This is a genomic window from uncultured Clostridium sp. (genome assembly GCF_963515715.1).
In the GTDB taxonomy this organism is placed as follows: domain Bacteria; phylum Bacillota; class Clostridia; order Clostridiales; family Clostridiaceae; genus Clostridium_AW.
Genome location: NZ_CAUPZS010000004.1, coordinates 73,471 through 88,093, shown reverse-complemented (window position 1 = coordinate 88,093; position 14,623 = coordinate 73,471). Strand labels below are relative to the sequence as shown.

The 14,623-nt window shown below is 32.1% G+C and carries 17 protein-coding genes; 13 read left to right on the top strand and 4 right to left on the bottom strand.

Annotated features, from left to right (window positions below):
- Window positions 1-3: 3 nt before the first annotated feature.
- Window positions 4-738 carry a response regulator gene (locus tag RYO54_RS05075; protein ID WP_315116367.1) on the bottom strand — a complete coding sequence of 245 codons (735 nt, stop codon included), beginning with the start codon at window positions 736-738 and terminating at the stop codon, window positions 4-6.
- Window positions 723-1,958 carry a PocR ligand-binding domain-containing protein gene (locus RYO54_RS05070; RefSeq protein WP_315116366.1) on the bottom strand — a complete coding sequence of 412 codons (1,236 nt, stop codon included), beginning with the start codon at window positions 1,956-1,958 and terminating at the stop codon, window positions 723-725. The genes RYO54_RS05075 and RYO54_RS05070 overlap by 16 nt, the downstream gene beginning before the upstream one ends.
- 219 nt (window positions 1,959-2,177) lie before the next feature.
- Here RYO54_RS05070 and eutM point away from each other — a divergent pair, with 219 nt between their 5' ends.
- The 13 genes from eutM to RYO54_RS05005 all read left to right on the top strand — a co-directional run bounded on the left by eutM (window position 2,178) and on the right by RYO54_RS05005 (window position 13,220).
- Window positions 2,178-2,462, top strand: coding sequence for an ethanolamine utilization microcompartment protein EutM (gene eutM / locus RYO54_RS05065; protein ID WP_315116364.1), 285 nt, complete (start codon window positions 2,178-2,180; stop codon window positions 2,460-2,462).
- Window positions 2,463-2,477: 15 nt separating this feature from the next.
- A complete protein-coding gene (pduB, locus tag RYO54_RS05060) occupies window positions 2,478-3,290 on the top strand; it encodes a propanediol utilization microcompartment protein PduB (RefSeq protein WP_315116363.1) in 813 nt (270 codons plus the stop codon).
- Between the two features lie 20 nt (window positions 3,291-3,310).
- A complete protein-coding gene (locus RYO54_RS05055) occupies window positions 3,311-4,975 on the top strand; it encodes a propanediol/glycerol family dehydratase large subunit (protein ID WP_315116362.1) in 1,665 nt (554 codons plus the stop codon).
- Window positions 4,976-4,990: 15 nt separating this feature from the next.
- The gene (locus RYO54_RS05050) at window positions 4,991-5,659 is read left to right on the top strand and encodes a propanediol/glycerol family dehydratase medium subunit (protein WP_315116361.1); all 669 of its coding nucleotides are present in this window, start codon (window positions 4,991-4,993) and stop codon (window positions 5,657-5,659) included.
- 10 nt (window positions 5,660-5,669) lie between these two features.
- Window positions 5,670-6,203 carry a diol dehydratase small subunit gene (locus tag RYO54_RS05045; protein WP_315116360.1) on the top strand — a complete coding sequence of 178 codons (534 nt, stop codon included), beginning with the start codon at window positions 5,670-5,672 and terminating at the stop codon, window positions 6,201-6,203.
- Window positions 6,204-6,219: 16 nt separating this feature from the next.
- Complete coding sequence (locus tag RYO54_RS05040) at window positions 6,220-8,049, top strand: diol dehydratase reactivase subunit alpha (RefSeq protein ID WP_315116358.1); 1,830 nt, start codon at window positions 6,220-6,222, stop codon at window positions 8,047-8,049.
- Window positions 8,039-8,488, top strand: a complete 450-nt coding sequence (locus tag RYO54_RS05035; RefSeq protein ID WP_315116356.1) for a glycerol dehydratase reactivase beta/small subunit family protein — start codon at window positions 8,039-8,041, stop codon at window positions 8,486-8,488. The genes RYO54_RS05040 and RYO54_RS05035 overlap by 11 nt, the downstream gene beginning before the upstream one ends.
- Before the next feature lie 99 nt (window positions 8,489-8,587).
- Entirely contained in the window at window positions 8,588-8,857 is a 270-nt protein-coding gene (locus tag RYO54_RS05030) for a EutN/CcmL family microcompartment protein (protein ID WP_315116355.1), read from the top strand.
- A gap of 27 nt (window positions 8,858-8,884) precedes the next feature.
- A complete protein-coding gene (locus tag RYO54_RS05025; RefSeq protein WP_315116353.1) occupies window positions 8,885-9,856 on the top strand; it encodes a cob(I)yrinic acid a,c-diamide adenosyltransferase in 972 nt (323 codons plus the stop codon).
- Window positions 9,843-11,249: an aldehyde dehydrogenase EutE gene (locus RYO54_RS05020; RefSeq protein ID WP_315116351.1), complete on the top strand. Its 1,407-nt coding sequence runs from the start codon at window positions 9,843-9,845 to the stop codon at window positions 11,247-11,249. The genes RYO54_RS05025 and RYO54_RS05020 overlap by 14 nt, the downstream gene beginning before the upstream one ends.
- A gap of 38 nt (window positions 11,250-11,287) precedes the next feature.
- Window positions 11,288-11,446: a hypothetical protein gene (locus tag RYO54_RS05015; protein ID WP_315116350.1), complete on the top strand. Its 159-nt coding sequence runs from the start codon at window positions 11,288-11,290 to the stop codon at window positions 11,444-11,446.
- Window positions 11,447-11,623: 177 nt separating this feature from the next.
- Entirely contained in the window at window positions 11,624-12,397 is a 774-nt protein-coding gene (locus RYO54_RS05010; protein ID WP_315116349.1) for a SatD family protein, read from the top strand.
- A gap of 1 nt (window position 12,398) precedes the next feature.
- Complete coding sequence (locus tag RYO54_RS05005; RefSeq protein ID WP_315116347.1) at window positions 12,399-13,220, top strand: DUF3307 domain-containing protein; 822 nt, start codon at window positions 12,399-12,401, stop codon at window positions 13,218-13,220.
- Here the strand turns inward: RYO54_RS05005 and RYO54_RS05000 are convergent.
- Together RYO54_RS05000 and RYO54_RS04995 are read right to left on the bottom strand one after the other, a co-directional pair.
- Window positions 13,194-13,592 (bottom strand): SatD family protein, encoded by a 399-nt coding sequence (locus RYO54_RS05000; RefSeq protein WP_315116345.1) that lies wholly within the window; start codon window positions 13,590-13,592, stop codon window positions 13,194-13,196. The genes RYO54_RS05005 and RYO54_RS05000 overlap by 27 nt on opposite strands.
- A gap of 129 nt (window positions 13,593-13,721) precedes the next feature.
- Window positions 13,722-14,483 (bottom strand): 3'-5' exonuclease, encoded by a 762-nt coding sequence (locus RYO54_RS04995; protein WP_315116343.1) that lies wholly within the window; start codon window positions 14,481-14,483, stop codon window positions 13,722-13,724.
- Window positions 14,484-14,623: the final 140 nt, after the last annotated feature.

Genomic DNA, 14,623 nt, shown 5'->3' with positions numbered 1-14,623 from the left:
ATATTACAATTTATTATCTTTTCTAAATTTATAAGGAGAAACTCCAGTGATTTTTTTAAAAACTTTACTAAAGTATGCGGAATCTGCAAATCCTACATTCAATGCTATATAACCAATATTTTTATCAGAATCAATTAGTTGGGTTTTAGACTTTTCTATTCTTACCTTGGATAAATAATCAACAAAATTAATGTTTACCTTAGATTTGAAAAACCTACTAAAGTATTGAGGATTTAAATGAACATAGGAAGATATATCTTCTAAAGTTATTTCCTTACTATAATTATCATTAATAAATTGGATAGCCTTCTCTATAATAGCACAGTCTATATCTCTTAAAACATCTTTAGAAACTATTTTATCCCTGTTTATTTCAGAAATTGCATTGTTTATGGATTGGATCAGTTCTTGAGGCCTAGCGGGTTTTAGTAAATAGTCAAAAACATTTACTTTTATACCAAATTGTGCAAATTTAAAATCATCATAAGCTGTTAATATTATAGTCTTGGTATCTGGTAGCAGATTATATATGATTTGTTGGCATTGAAGACCATTCATCACAGGCATTTTAATATCCATTATAATAATGTGAGGCTTAACACTTTTAGCAATGCTAAGAGCTTCTTCTCCATCCTTCGCCTCTCCTATAATTTTTACATTAGACAAATTATTTCTTACGATGAAATTGAGAGCCTTACGTTCTAAAATTTCATCTTCAGCAATTAATAATTTATACATAACATTTCTCCAGAAAAATAATGAGGTATTTTTATTGTAACTTTAGTACCGGAGCCTAGCCTGCTTTCCACAAAAAAACTACATTCATGAGTAAAATAATATAGTAATCTATCTTTCACATTTTGAATGCCTAGCTCAAGGGAACTTCTTTCGTTATCGTAGAAATTTATCATTTTAAGTTTAGTTTCATCCATTCCTAAGCCGTTATCTATTATTTCTAATAAAATATATTTATCATAAAAAATTTCTCCATTAATTATAACTTTTCCTCCTTCTTTTTTAGATTCTAAACCATGTATTATGGAATTTTCAACTAAAGGTTGTAAAGTCATAACAGGTATTTTACAATTACATATTTTTTCATCAATATTAATTTCATATGAAATCCTATCTCCAAACCGCTGATGCTGTATATATAGGTATTTTTCTATATTTTTAATTTCAGTATCAATAGTAACTAAATGCTGAGAGTTTTTTATGCTATATCTGAGTAAATCGGAAAGGGCATAAATAAGAGATTCTGTTTTAGGAGCATTTTCAATAAGTGCCATTCTACCAACTGTATTCAAAGTATTAAATAAAAAATGAGGGTTAATCTGGGACTGAAGAGCTTTTATCTTTGTGTTTTTAAGTAGTTTTTCTAATTTTGCTTTTTCTTGAGTTTCTTTTAAAAGCTTATTGCTAATGATATTAGATATTCCAATTTTGGCAATGAAGTTAGAGAATAAAAATAGAAATTCGGAAGCTTCCATAATATCTTTATGTTTCCACACATTAACTTCTTTAAGTGCATGGTCTAGTTTGGTTTTTGGGAGATTTAGCTCTTTGGATAATTTATCTAAATCCATATTTTTTTTATTATGAAATTCTTCAACAATGACCTGACCGCATAACATGCATCCTATATAATTATTATCTACAATAATAGGTGCGGCTAAATCAGTTAATCCTGCGTGGCAAAAATAAATTATTGGTTTACCTTGACGCATGGCATCAAAGCCGCCCTTAGCATCGCATAAGATGCACCTTCTTTTTCCTTCATCACTACTTCTAACTAGAGTGCAAAATCTAGAAAATTTACTTGAGTTAGCTACGGGGTTACCACTTTCATCTACGGTAATAGTAGATAATCCAACTATATTAGCAAACTTATCTTGTATATTTTGTAAAAAATCTATGTCAATAATTTCATTGAATTTATAATTGTTGAATATTGGCATTATATCCCTCCTACAATAGCTATTTATTCTATATTTTAAAGAAGAAATCCTTCAAGTTAATTCCAATAAATTATTTTAATGTAAATAAAATACAAATAAAAGTAAATAAATTACAAACTAAATATGTCAATATACTATAAAAACATATCAATATAATTAGGATTAAATAAAATAAATTAGTATATAGTTTAAGTAGAAAATAAATTTGGAGGTGTCTATATGGGACAAGAAGCCTTAGGAATGATTGAAACTAAAGGATTGGTGTCAGCAATTGAAGCGGCAGATGCTATGGTTAAGGCTGCAAATGTTAGTTTAATTGGGTATGAAAAAGTTGGAGCAGGTTTAATAACTGTAATGGTTAGAGGAGATGTAGGGGCAGTTAAAGCTGCTACAGATGCAGGAGCTACTTCAGCGCAAAGAGTTGGGGAATTAATAGCTGTACATGTAATACCAAGGCCTCATACAGATGTTGAAAAAATTCTACCTAAATCTAATCAAGAGTAAAAGGGTATATAAAGTATGAATAAGGATATTGTTCAAAAGGTTTTAGAGGAAGTAAAAAGACAAATAGAAATGAAAGATAAAGAGATTCTTAATGTAGAAATAAAAAAGGAGGAAGAAAAAGTGGAAAATCTAATAGGCTCATCAGGTATTACAGAATATATAGGATGTGCCATTGGTGATACAGTAGGACTAGTAATAGCTAATGTAGATACCGCTCTTCATGAAAAAATAGGATTAGATAAGAAATATAGATCCATCGGTATTTTGGGTTCAAGAACAGGAGCTGGCCCTCATATAATGGCGGCAGATGAAGCTGTTAAGGCAACTAACACCGAAGTTGTAGCAGTTGAGCTTGCAAGAGATACTAAAGGTGGAGCAGGACATGGGTCATTAATAATTTTGGCAGCAGAAGATGTTTCAGATGCGAGAAGAGCTGTAGAGGTAGCTTTAAGGGAATTGGACAGAACCTTTGGTGATGTTTATGGATGTGATGTAGGACACTTAGAGCTTCAATATACGGCTAGGGCAAGTTATGCAGTAAATAAGGCTTTTGGAGCGCCTATAGGAAAGGCATTTGGACTCATAGTTGGTGCCCCAGCGGCTATTGGTGTAGTTATGGCAGATACTGCACTAAAAACTGCAAACGTTGAAGCTATTGCTTATTCAAGTCCTAATGCGGGGACAGCTCATTCAAATGAAGTTATACTTGCTATAACAGGGGATTCAGGAGCAGTTAGACAATCTGTAATGTCTGCAAGAGATAAAGGATTAAGCATACTTAAAGCTATGGGACAAAAACCTGAATCATCAACTACTCCATACATTTAATTATAGGGACGGTGAGAGGAATGAAAAAATCTAAAAGATTTGAAATTTTAAAAGATAAAGAAGTTAATAAAGATGGGTTTGTTAAGGATTGGGCGGAGGTAGGCCTTATCGCTGTAGGAAGTCCTAAAGATCCCAAACCAAGTGTAAAAATAGAAAATGGTTTAATAGTTGAAATGGACGGTAAAAGAAGAGAGGATTTTGATTTCATAGATGTATTTATTGCTGATTATGCAATAAACATAGAAAATACTGAAAGGGCTATGAATATCCCTTCCATGGAAATAGCTAGAATGTTAGTAGATATAAATGTATCTAGAGAAAGGTTAGTAAAGATTACTACAGCTTTAACTCCAGCTAAAATAGTAGAAGTTGTTGATAGCCTAAATGTAGTGGAAATGATGATGGCTGTTCAAAAGATGAGAGCAAGAAGAACACCATCAAATCAATGTCATGTAACTAATGTTAAAGATAATCCAGTTCAAATCGCGGCAGATGGAGCGGAAGCAGCAATTAGGGGCTTTGATGAGATGGAAACTACCGTTGGTATAGTTAGATATGCTCCTTTCAATGCTCTAGCTCTATTAATAGGCGCTCAAACAGGAAGAGGAGGAATTTTAACTCAATGTGCTCTTGAAGAAGCTACTGAGCTAAGACTTGGTATGCTTGGATACACTTCCTATGCAGAAACCATATCCGTATACGGTACAGAGAATGTATTTGTTGATGGAGACGACACACCATGGTCAAAGGCATTTTTAGCTTCTGCCTATGCTTCAAGAGGATTAAAGATGAGATTTACTTCAGGTACGGGTTCTGAGGTTCAAATGGGTTATGCAGAGGGAAAATCTATGTTATATCTTGAGGCAAGGTGTATCATGATTACAAAAGGAGCAGGGGCACAAGGGTTACAAAATGGTTCTATAAGTTGTATTGGTGTGCCAGGTGCAGTTGCAGGTGGAATAAGGGCAGTTTTGGCAGAAAATCTTATTACAACTATGTTGGACTTAGAAGTAGCCTCTGGAAATGATCAAACCTTTACCCACTCACCTATAAGAAAAACAGCGAGAACTATGATGCAGTTCTTACCGGGAACAGATTTTATATTCTCTGGATATAGTGCAGTACCAAACTATGACAACATGTTTGCAGGGTCAAACTTTGATGCAGAGGATTATGACGATTACTTAGTTATACAAAGGGATTTAAAAGTTGATGGTGGACTAAAACCTGTAACGGAAGAAGAAGTTACCAAAATAAGAAATAAAGCAGCAAAGGCACTTCAAGCGGTATTTAAGGAATTAGCTCTTCCACCGATTACTGATGAGGAAGTAGAAGCTGCAACCTATGCCCATGGAAGTAAAGATATGCCAAATAGAAATGTAGTAGAAGATTTGAAGGCAGCTCAAGAATTATTGGATAGGGGACTTACGGGGCTTGATATAGTTAAAGCTCTTTATAAATCAGGTTTTGAAGATATAGCCTCCAATGTGTTGAATATGCTAAAGCAAAGAGTTGCAGGAGACTATCTACACACATCATCTATATTTGATAAAGATTTTAATGTAATAACAGCAGTTAATGACATGAATGATTACATGGGACCAGGAACTGGTTATAGATTAGATGGAGAAAGATGGGAAGAGATTAAAAATATTACACAAGCTCTTGATCCAGCGTCTATATAAGAGGGGAGTGAGATTATGAATAATGTATATTCCAACGAAGATTTAATAGAAATCATAACCAAAGAAGTATTAAGACAAATGGAAGAGAGAAAAAAAATTAATAAAGAAGCGGATAAGCTGATCCTAAATGATAATGGTAAGTTTAAAATAATAGAAAATGGAGAAGCAAGCATAGGGAAAAGAGGAGATGAGGTTGTAATTGCTGTAGGACCAGCCTTTGGAGAAAGATTGACTCAAAGCATAATAGGTATACCTCATGAAGATATATTAAAGGAAGTTATGGCAGGGATTGAAGAAGAGGGAATAACTCCAAGAATTATTAAAGTGATTAGAACATCTGATGTTGGATTTATGGCTCATGATGCCGCAAAATTAAGTGGCTCGGGTATAGGAATTGGAATTCAATCAAAGGGAACAACGGTTATTCATCAAAAGAATTTACAGCCATTAAATAATTTAGAATTATTCCCTCAAGCACCTTTGATAGATAGGGAAACCTATAGAGCAATAGGAAAAAATGCCGCAAAATATGCTAAAGGGGAATCACCAGATCCTGTTCCAGTTAGAAATGATCAAATGGCAAGACCAAGCTATCAGGCTATATCTGCAGTGCTACATATTAAAGAAACAAGCTATGTAGTTCAACGGAAGAAACCTATAGAACTTAAAGTAGTATTTGAATAGGGGTGAAAATATGGATAATGCTTTAATAGAACAGATTATCAATGAAGTGATAAAAAAATTAGATGTGAGTCAGGGTAAAGAAATTAAAGAGATTAAAGAAACTAAAGAAGTTAAAGAAGTTTGCTTAAAAGAGCAGTTAAGCAAAAAAGATTATCCTCTTATAAAAAATAGAAAAGAGCTTCTAAACACTAAGACAGGTAAAACCATTGATGAAATAAATATTAACAATGTTATAAATGGAAATATAACGCCTGAAGATATAAAGATAACAGGAGAGGTATTATTATACCAAGCTCAAATTGCTGAAAGTGTTGGCAGATATCAATTTGCAAGAAATTTAAAGAGAGCAGCGGAGCTTACAGCAGTACCAGATGAAAGGGTGCTTGAAATTTATAACTCATTAAGGCCCTATAGATCTACTAAAGAAGAACTTATAAATATAGCCATAGAATTAGAAAGCAAATATAATGCTAAATTAAATGGCGCTTTAGTTAGACATGCAGCAGAAGTATATGATAAAAAGGGAAGACTAAAAGAAGAGTAGTTAGAGGTGATTTGCATTGAAGCTAGTTGCAGGAATTGATATAGGGAATTCTACTACGGAAGTTGCCATTGCTGACATTGAAAATGGATTGAATTTTTTAACTAGTAGCATTGGCAAGACTTCTGGAATAAAGGGTACTGTTGAGAATATTACAGGAATGATGTTGGCGCTGAAAGATGCCTGTAGCAAAATAAATATAAGTATAAGTGATTTAGAAGCAATATGCATAAATGAAGCCACTCCTGTAATTGGTGATGTTGCTATGGAAACTATAACTGAAACAGTAATCACAGAGTCTACCATGATAGGACATAATCCAGACACCCCAGGAGGTATTGGATTAGGCATTGGAAAAACAGTCTACTTACAGGAACTTGAAAATATAGGGTCCCAAGAGGTTATATGCATAATACCAAAGCATATTCACTTTGAAAGAGCTGCAAAGGAGTTAAATTCAGCTATGGAGCGAGGGGCGAAAATTAATGGAGCCATAGCTCAAGGGGATGACGGAGTTATTATATGTAATAGACTCATAAAAAAAATACCCATAGTAGATGAAGTAGCTTTTATAGATAAAATACCTATGGGAATGATGGGAGCTGTTGAAGTTGCAAACCTAGGTGAAACTATAAAGGCCCTATCAAATCCTTATGGACTAGCTACTATTTTTAATCTATACCCAAAGGAGACTAAACAGGTTATTCCTGTAGCCAGAGCCTTAATTGGCAACAGATCAGCGGTGGTTATAAGAACACCAGAGGGAGATGTTAAAGAAAGAACTATACCTGCAGGAAAATTAATTTTCACTGGTAAAAGAATAAAAGAAGTAGGTATAGAAGAAGGTGGAGAAAAGATAATGAAAGCTCTATCTGAAGTATGGCCCTTAAAGGATATAACTGGAGAAGCTGGTACCAATGTAGGCGGAATGATGGAGAGAGTAAGGCAGGTTATGGGAGAGTTAACCAAACAGCAATTAAATGAAATAGGGATTGGAGATATTCTTGCGGTAGATACCTTTCTCCCTCAAAAGGTTCAAGGGGGAGTCGCTGGTGAATTTGCATTAGAAAATGCAGTAGCTTTAGCTGCTATGGTAAAGACTAGCAAACTTCCTATGGAGCATATTGCTCAAAAACTTAGGGAGGAAACTAAGGTTGAAGTTTTAATTGAAGGGGTTGAAGCAAATATGGCTGTACTTGGAGGATTGACCACTCCAGGTACAGACAAACCTCTTGTAATTTTAGATATGGGAGGAGGTTCTACTGATTCAGCATATATAGGGAAAGCAAACTCCATAAAATCTGTACATCATGCAGGAGCAGGAGAAATGGTTACAATGCTAATAAAATCTGAATTAGGAATAGATGATTTTAGTTTAGCAGAAGACATAAAAAAATATCCACTAGCTAAAGTTGAAAGCTTATTTAATTTAAGATATGAAGATGGAACCGTATGTTTCTTCCAAAAACCTTTATCACCATCGTTGTTTGCTCGCGTTGTAGTAGTAAAGGAAAATGAAATGGTCCCAATACCTACAAAACATACTATAGAGAAGATAAGAAGTATTAGAAGGGAAGCAAAGAAAAAAGTATTTATAACCAATGTTTTGAGAGCGTTAGAAGAGATATCCTATAATAATGACATAAGAAACATAGACTTTGTTGTATTATTGGGAGGTTCTGCTATGGATTTTGAAATACCAGAGATGATTTCAGATGAATTATCACACTATGGCATAGTTTGTGGAAGAGGAAATATTAGAGGGAAAGAGGGGCCAAGAAATGCAGTAGCTACAGGACTTGTAATATCCTACTACAATAAACTAAGGAGCAGAGAAAATGAAGGATGAAAGAGCAAATCTTCACTGTATAAAAGTTCATAGCCATGATCCAGAGGAAAGAATTTTAGTAGAAGTGCTAGCTGGCATGGAAGAAGAAGGAATTCCCTGGGAAGTCGTGGATGTTACTAAAATAAATAGTGGACTTAAAGATGAAGATTTAATAAAAATGGCTTATGAAGCCTGCAAGGAATCTAATATGGGCATAGGTGTAGCTATAAATAAAAATAAAGTAGCAGTTCATTATATTAAGCTAAAAGAGAAAAATCCATTAATATTAAAAGAAATAAAGAATTATGAAATTAACGTGGCAAGGGCTATAGGGTGTAATGCAGGAAGACTTTATAAAGTAATGCCTTTTAGAGATACTGAAGATGGGGGAAATAAGGAGCTAGTAGAATTTATAAGAAAATCTGTGATAGAAGTTTTACATAGGATATATAAGGAATAGTTCTTTTTTATTAAGGGTATAGTAAAAATCAATATTGTAATAATATGATAATAAACTATGAAAACATATTGATGGATATGTGGATTAAGGAGAAAAGCTATGATTTTAGGAAAAGTAACAGGAAATGTGGTTTCCACACAAAAGGATGAAAGGCTTACGGGAAATAAATTTTTAATTGTACAGCCAATAAATAGTAAGGGAGAGCCTGGGGGATTATGCTTTGTAGCAACGGATACAATAGGAGCAGGAATAGATGAAATAGTGTTAGTAGTGAAGGGAAGTTCAGCAAGGCATATGGATGAAAATAAAGTTAGTATATCCGACGCTGCTATAGTAGGAATAGTAGACTACATTGAAAGAAAGGATTGAAATATGTACTGATTGGGGATGGTGGAATTGAAGATCTATACAAAAGGGGGAGATCAAGGTGAAACTTCCCTTATTGGAGGGAAGAAAGTAAGCAAGGAAGATGATAGGTTGTGGGCCTATGGTACCATAGATGAGCTCAATTCTTTCCTTGGACTTGCTAGATCTAAAGTGAAAGATCATAAATTAAAAGAAGTCTTATTAAATATTCAAAAAGAGCTTTTCAATGTTGGAGCGGAACTTGCATCTCTAGGGACAAATAAGTACAAAATTTATATAAATGAAGACAATGTAAGTTATATTGAAAATACTATAGATACTTTATATAAAGATTTACCTAAAATAAAGAGATTTGTAATCCCTGGTGGATCAGAAGAGTCTGGAGTTTTAGATGTGGCTAGAACCACAGTAAGAAAGGCAGAGAGATACATAGTTAAGCTAAAAGAATATTATGATGTAAATGAATATCTTTTAAAATATATAAATAGATTATCAGATTTATTATATACTATGGCAAGAATTATAGATTATAAAGAAATCATAAAAAAGTCAAAAGAAAGGATAGACATAGCCATAAATTTAAAAGAATTAGATTGGAAGAAAGCAGATTATATAATAAAAGAATGCATAAAAAAAGCTGAGGAAATTTCTATACCTATGGTCATATATGTATGTGACCAGTCGGGAAACCCAATTTCTATGGTTAGAATGAGTGAATCTTTATTAGTAAGTTTAGATATTGCAAGGGATAAGGCATATACGGCAGCAGCTTTAAAAATGAGCACTGATAAATTAAAGGACCTATCTCAGCCCACGGGAGAACTTTATGGAATAAATAGCTTAAATAAAATAATCACTTTTGGTGGAGGAATTCCTATTAGTGTAGAAGGAAGGATTATAGGGGCAATTGGAGTAAGTGGTGGAACTGTAAAAGAAGACATAGCTGTAGCAGAATATGGGGTGAAAGCTTTTCAGGAGGTGGTTAGCTATGGAACTGAATAGTGATAAACTTTCTCTTATAGTTCAAAGAGTTTTAATGGAGATGAATGAAAAGAACTTAAAAAGGAATATAAGTGATGGCATATTTAATACCATGGATGAATGTATTAAGGCTGCAGAACAGGCTTATAAAGATTTATCTTGTATGACTGTAAGTGAGAGGGAAAAATTAATTAGCTCCATGAGAAAGGCAATTTTAGATAATGCTATGGAAATTGCAGATCTATGTGTTAAAGAGACTAAAATGGGAAGAAAAGATCATAAATATCTTAAAATGAAGTTAGTAGCTGAAAAAACTCCAGGCACAGAAGTATTAAGCACTAAGGCTTACACTGGAGACAAAGGTCTTACTTTAGTAGAGATGTCACCTTATGGTATAATAGGTTCTATAATTCCTTCAACAAATCCAGCGGCAACTGTAGCTTGTAACTCTATTGGCATGATAGCTGCAGGTAACGCAGTGGTGTTTTCTCCTCATCCTAAAGCCATAGAATGTAGTTTAACTACTATAAAGATATTAAATAAAGCCATAAGGGAAGCAGGGGGACCAGAAAATCTTATAACTAGCGTAGGTAAACCAACACTTGAAGATACAATGGACATGATAAATCACCCCAAAGTTAGAATGTTAGTAGCCACAGGAGGGCCGGAAATAGTAAAAATAGCTCTTTCTTCAGGTAAGAAGGCTATTGGAGCAGGAGCTGGAAATCCACCGGTGTTAGTAGACGAGACGGCGGATATAAAAAAAGCTGCAAGGGATATAATAAAAGGATGCTCCTTTGACAATAATCTTCCCTGTATTGCAGAAAAGGAAACTATAGTAGTAGAGAAAGTTTTTCAATTTTTTATGGAAGAAATGAAAAAAATTGAAGGAGTTTATGAGCTAAATGAAGATGAAATTAACAAGTTATTAAAGGTAGTACTTGTTGAAAAAGCAAATAATAAATTTACTTTAAACAAAGAATATGTTGGGAAAGATGCTAATGTAATTCTTCAAAGCATAGGGGTAAATGTTACAAAGCACATTGAATGCTTGATATGTAGAGTACCTAAGAATCATCCTTTTGTAACAGAGGAACTTATGATGCCCATACTTCCTGTTGTTAGAGCTAAAAATTTTGATGAAGCTTTAGAAATTGCATTACAAGCAGAAGGAGGAAATAAGCATACTGCGGTGATACATTCTAAAAATGTGGATAATTTGACTAAAATGGCAAGGACAATAAATACCACAATATTCGTTAAAAACGCTCCATCCTATGCAGGAATTGGATTCGGAGGAGAGGGATATACCACATTTACCATAGCAGGACCTACAGGAGAGGGACTTACCAATGCTTCTTCTTTTACCAGGGAAGTTAGATGCGTAATGGTGGACTCCTTTAGAATTATATAAGCAGAGGCTAAAAAAACATATAGAATGGAGAATACTTTATGACAGATAAAAATATTGAAATGATGAAAAAAATTATTGAAGAAAAGAAGATGAAAGGCTCAAAATCTAATTTAGTACAAAGGCCAGAAAAGAGTACTGGACATACTAGAAAAGCAAGTAGAAGCAGTAAAAAGTCTGGAGGATTATTTGATAAATAGAGCTCTTAAATAAGGATTATAAAGGGAGCTTAAGCGGGACTTTACGTAGAAAATGAAATATCTATATAAGGTCCCTTTAGATTGCTTGAAAAATAAGGAATTAATTTTAAGTTTTGTATAGTGTTGACATTTATATGGTATAATTAAAATATTATAGTATTTTAAGGTGATGTTATTATGAAGTTATTTAGTGTGATAAATATGGATATAGTTGCCTCAAGAAATATAAAAAATAGGGAAACTATACAAGAAGAATTAATAGAATACATAAAAAAATTGAATATTGAACTTAAAGACATCCTTGCAACTTCTATTACATTTACATTAGGGGATGAATGGCAAATTGTTTTGAAACAGCCAAGCAAAAGCTATTATGTTGTAGATAGGTTTCAGAAGTTTTTGAAAAGTAAAGGTATAAATATTTATGCTGGAATAGGTATAGGAACCATAAGTACTAGTATTTATAGCGATACTAGATTGATGGATGGAGAATGTTTTCTTATAGGGAGAGAAGCATTAAATATAGCAAAAGAAAAAAATAGATTTTATAGTAAGCAGCTAAATAGCACAAAAAATAATATTTATTTTAGTGCTAAGAATGTGTCTTTTTTAAAACCACCTGTAAAGGTAAAGAAGTCCTCATTACTTGAGGAGGTTGCAATAACTACGGAACAGGAAGAAAATTATAATTTATCAATTAATAAAGTTATTAACACATTAATTGAAAATAATGAAGTGTTGAAAAGCGGAATAACTATTAAGCAGTTAGAAATTATAGAGCTCTATGAACACTTTGGCTCTTATAATAATATTGTAAAGGAAAATCCAGGTCTTTCTAAGGCTAATATAAGTCAAAAGATTAATGCATCTAATTATTTTGTAATTAATAACAATAATTTAATTATTGAATCTATGTTAGACCTATATTGTAATATTAGAAAGGGTAATTAAAATGCGTTTAAGAATTATTTTGTTGCTTATACTGAGCCACTTTTTATGTGATTTTATATTACAAAATGAAAAAATTTTGAAATTAAGATTTAGCAAAGATATGAGTAATAATTTAAAAGGAAATGCAGTACATAGCCTTATGCACTTTTTTGTTATGTTTTTTATAATGGGTTTGTTTGGATATAGTTATTACTTTAAAACTATATTTTATATAGCTGTACTTCATTTTGCAATAGATGAAGTGAAAACATTGGCGATTAAATTTAAAAAGTCCCTTGAAAACAATATAGCTTTATTTGTATTAGACCAATTGCTTCATATGATAGTAATACTTATAGTTGTGTGTGATTTATCTTTAAATAGAGCATTGAATAGCATATATGAAGTCATTAAGATTTACCCAGATGGGATAAATTTAGTAGACCGTTATATTATTATAAGTATTGTTTTTATATTGTGCACTTGGGGAGCAGGAATTTTTATTATGAAATATATTAAAAGTACAAATCTAAATGGATATACCCATCTTATGGATAAAGGATTTATTATAGTAAAAAAATCTAGCGATGTTAACTCAGGCGCTAGAAATGGAGGCTTTATAATTGGTATTCTGGAAAGAATTTTTATATTAATTGGCATATCTATAGGACAACCCTCTATGATAGGTTTTGTCCTTACTGCTAAATCCATTGCTAGATTTAAAAAATTAGATGATGATAGCTTTGTAGAATATTTTATTATTGGCACTTTTATTAGCTTTATTATAGCTATAATAGGGGGTATAATAATCAATACTTTAAATGTTATCCCAATCATCAAATAAAATTACTAAGGGTAAGTTGTTTTTTTTAGCATATTTTACTGCATCTCTTGCTCTATAAAATGAAGGTCCATCTAACTGATTTACAGTAAGCTGGAAATTATGGATAGATACATCGCCAATACCTGCACCTGTATAGAATCTAATATCTTTCAAATATCTTTTGAAAAAATCTAATATTTCTATAAAGTCGTAAGGGTATTTTAATAATCCTTGCCACTCGTCGCCTGTAGTTATTAAAAATGGAGAAATAATAACATCTTTAAATTTAATATTTGTATTTTTTAACATATCTATAATTTTATATTGAACTTCTTCTCTATTCTCTATTGTTCTAGATGATTTTATATCACAAATTAAAGTGCAGTAAAGCAAAGAATAACTACCTCCTATCTATGAGTAAAGTTTTTGAGCTTTACTATATTAAAGTTAAGTTTAAAAACTTTACTCTATATAAAATTATATCCATATTTCATAATATGAGTATAAAAATAAATGGTGAATTTATTCCCTTGGTTTAATGTTAAATTGATTGGTTTTACCCATTGCATATGCTAATTTTATAATTGATTGCTCCTCTGTGGTCATTTCTCGGTTAAACATTTTTTCAAACTGTTTAATTAATTTAACCTCATCAATGCCTCCACTTTTACCATTATGCCTATTTTTATTTATTTCTTTCACATAGTTATATATTTTAGGTTTTAGGTCATCAGTATAAATTTCTTTGAAAACTTCTGAGGTATAGTAAGCATCGTTAAAAGCGTCGTGAAAGTTCATATTGGATTGAATATTTAATAGTTTTACTGCATTACTTAATCCAATATTAGTTCCTTTAGGAAGTTTAAAAAACTTAGATGCTTCACGTTGAATATTAATGTATTCTTTAGGAATTAAAGAAGGATCTAGACTATGGTATTTTATATTTCTAAATAATTCTTTCATATCAGATGAACCCCAAATGCATAATATACTTTTAAATTCTGCAAAGTCAACAAAGGCTTTATACACCTCTTTAAATGACTCTCCTTTATTTAAATTTTCAGTGGTTATATTGGTTATTTGTTTTACATAGGGATGAATTCTAGTATATATTTCGGGCTTAACTATATTGTTAAAAGTGGAAACTGTTTGAAGGCTTTCGTCAAGCTTTACCGCACCGATTTGAATTATCTCAAAAGGACATTTGTAGTTTCTTGCAGTGGTATTATCTTCATCAAAATTATAGTGTTGATTAAATTCTAAATCAAATATTATATAGTTCATTTTTCACTCCCCTAAAAATAGTTAACATCATTTAGTATTCCACATGGATGTACAAAAATACTTTGAGAATACAAAAGCAAACTTTTGATTATGTAAAAATTTTCATGGTTGATTTTGCATATATTTATATATATTATTTA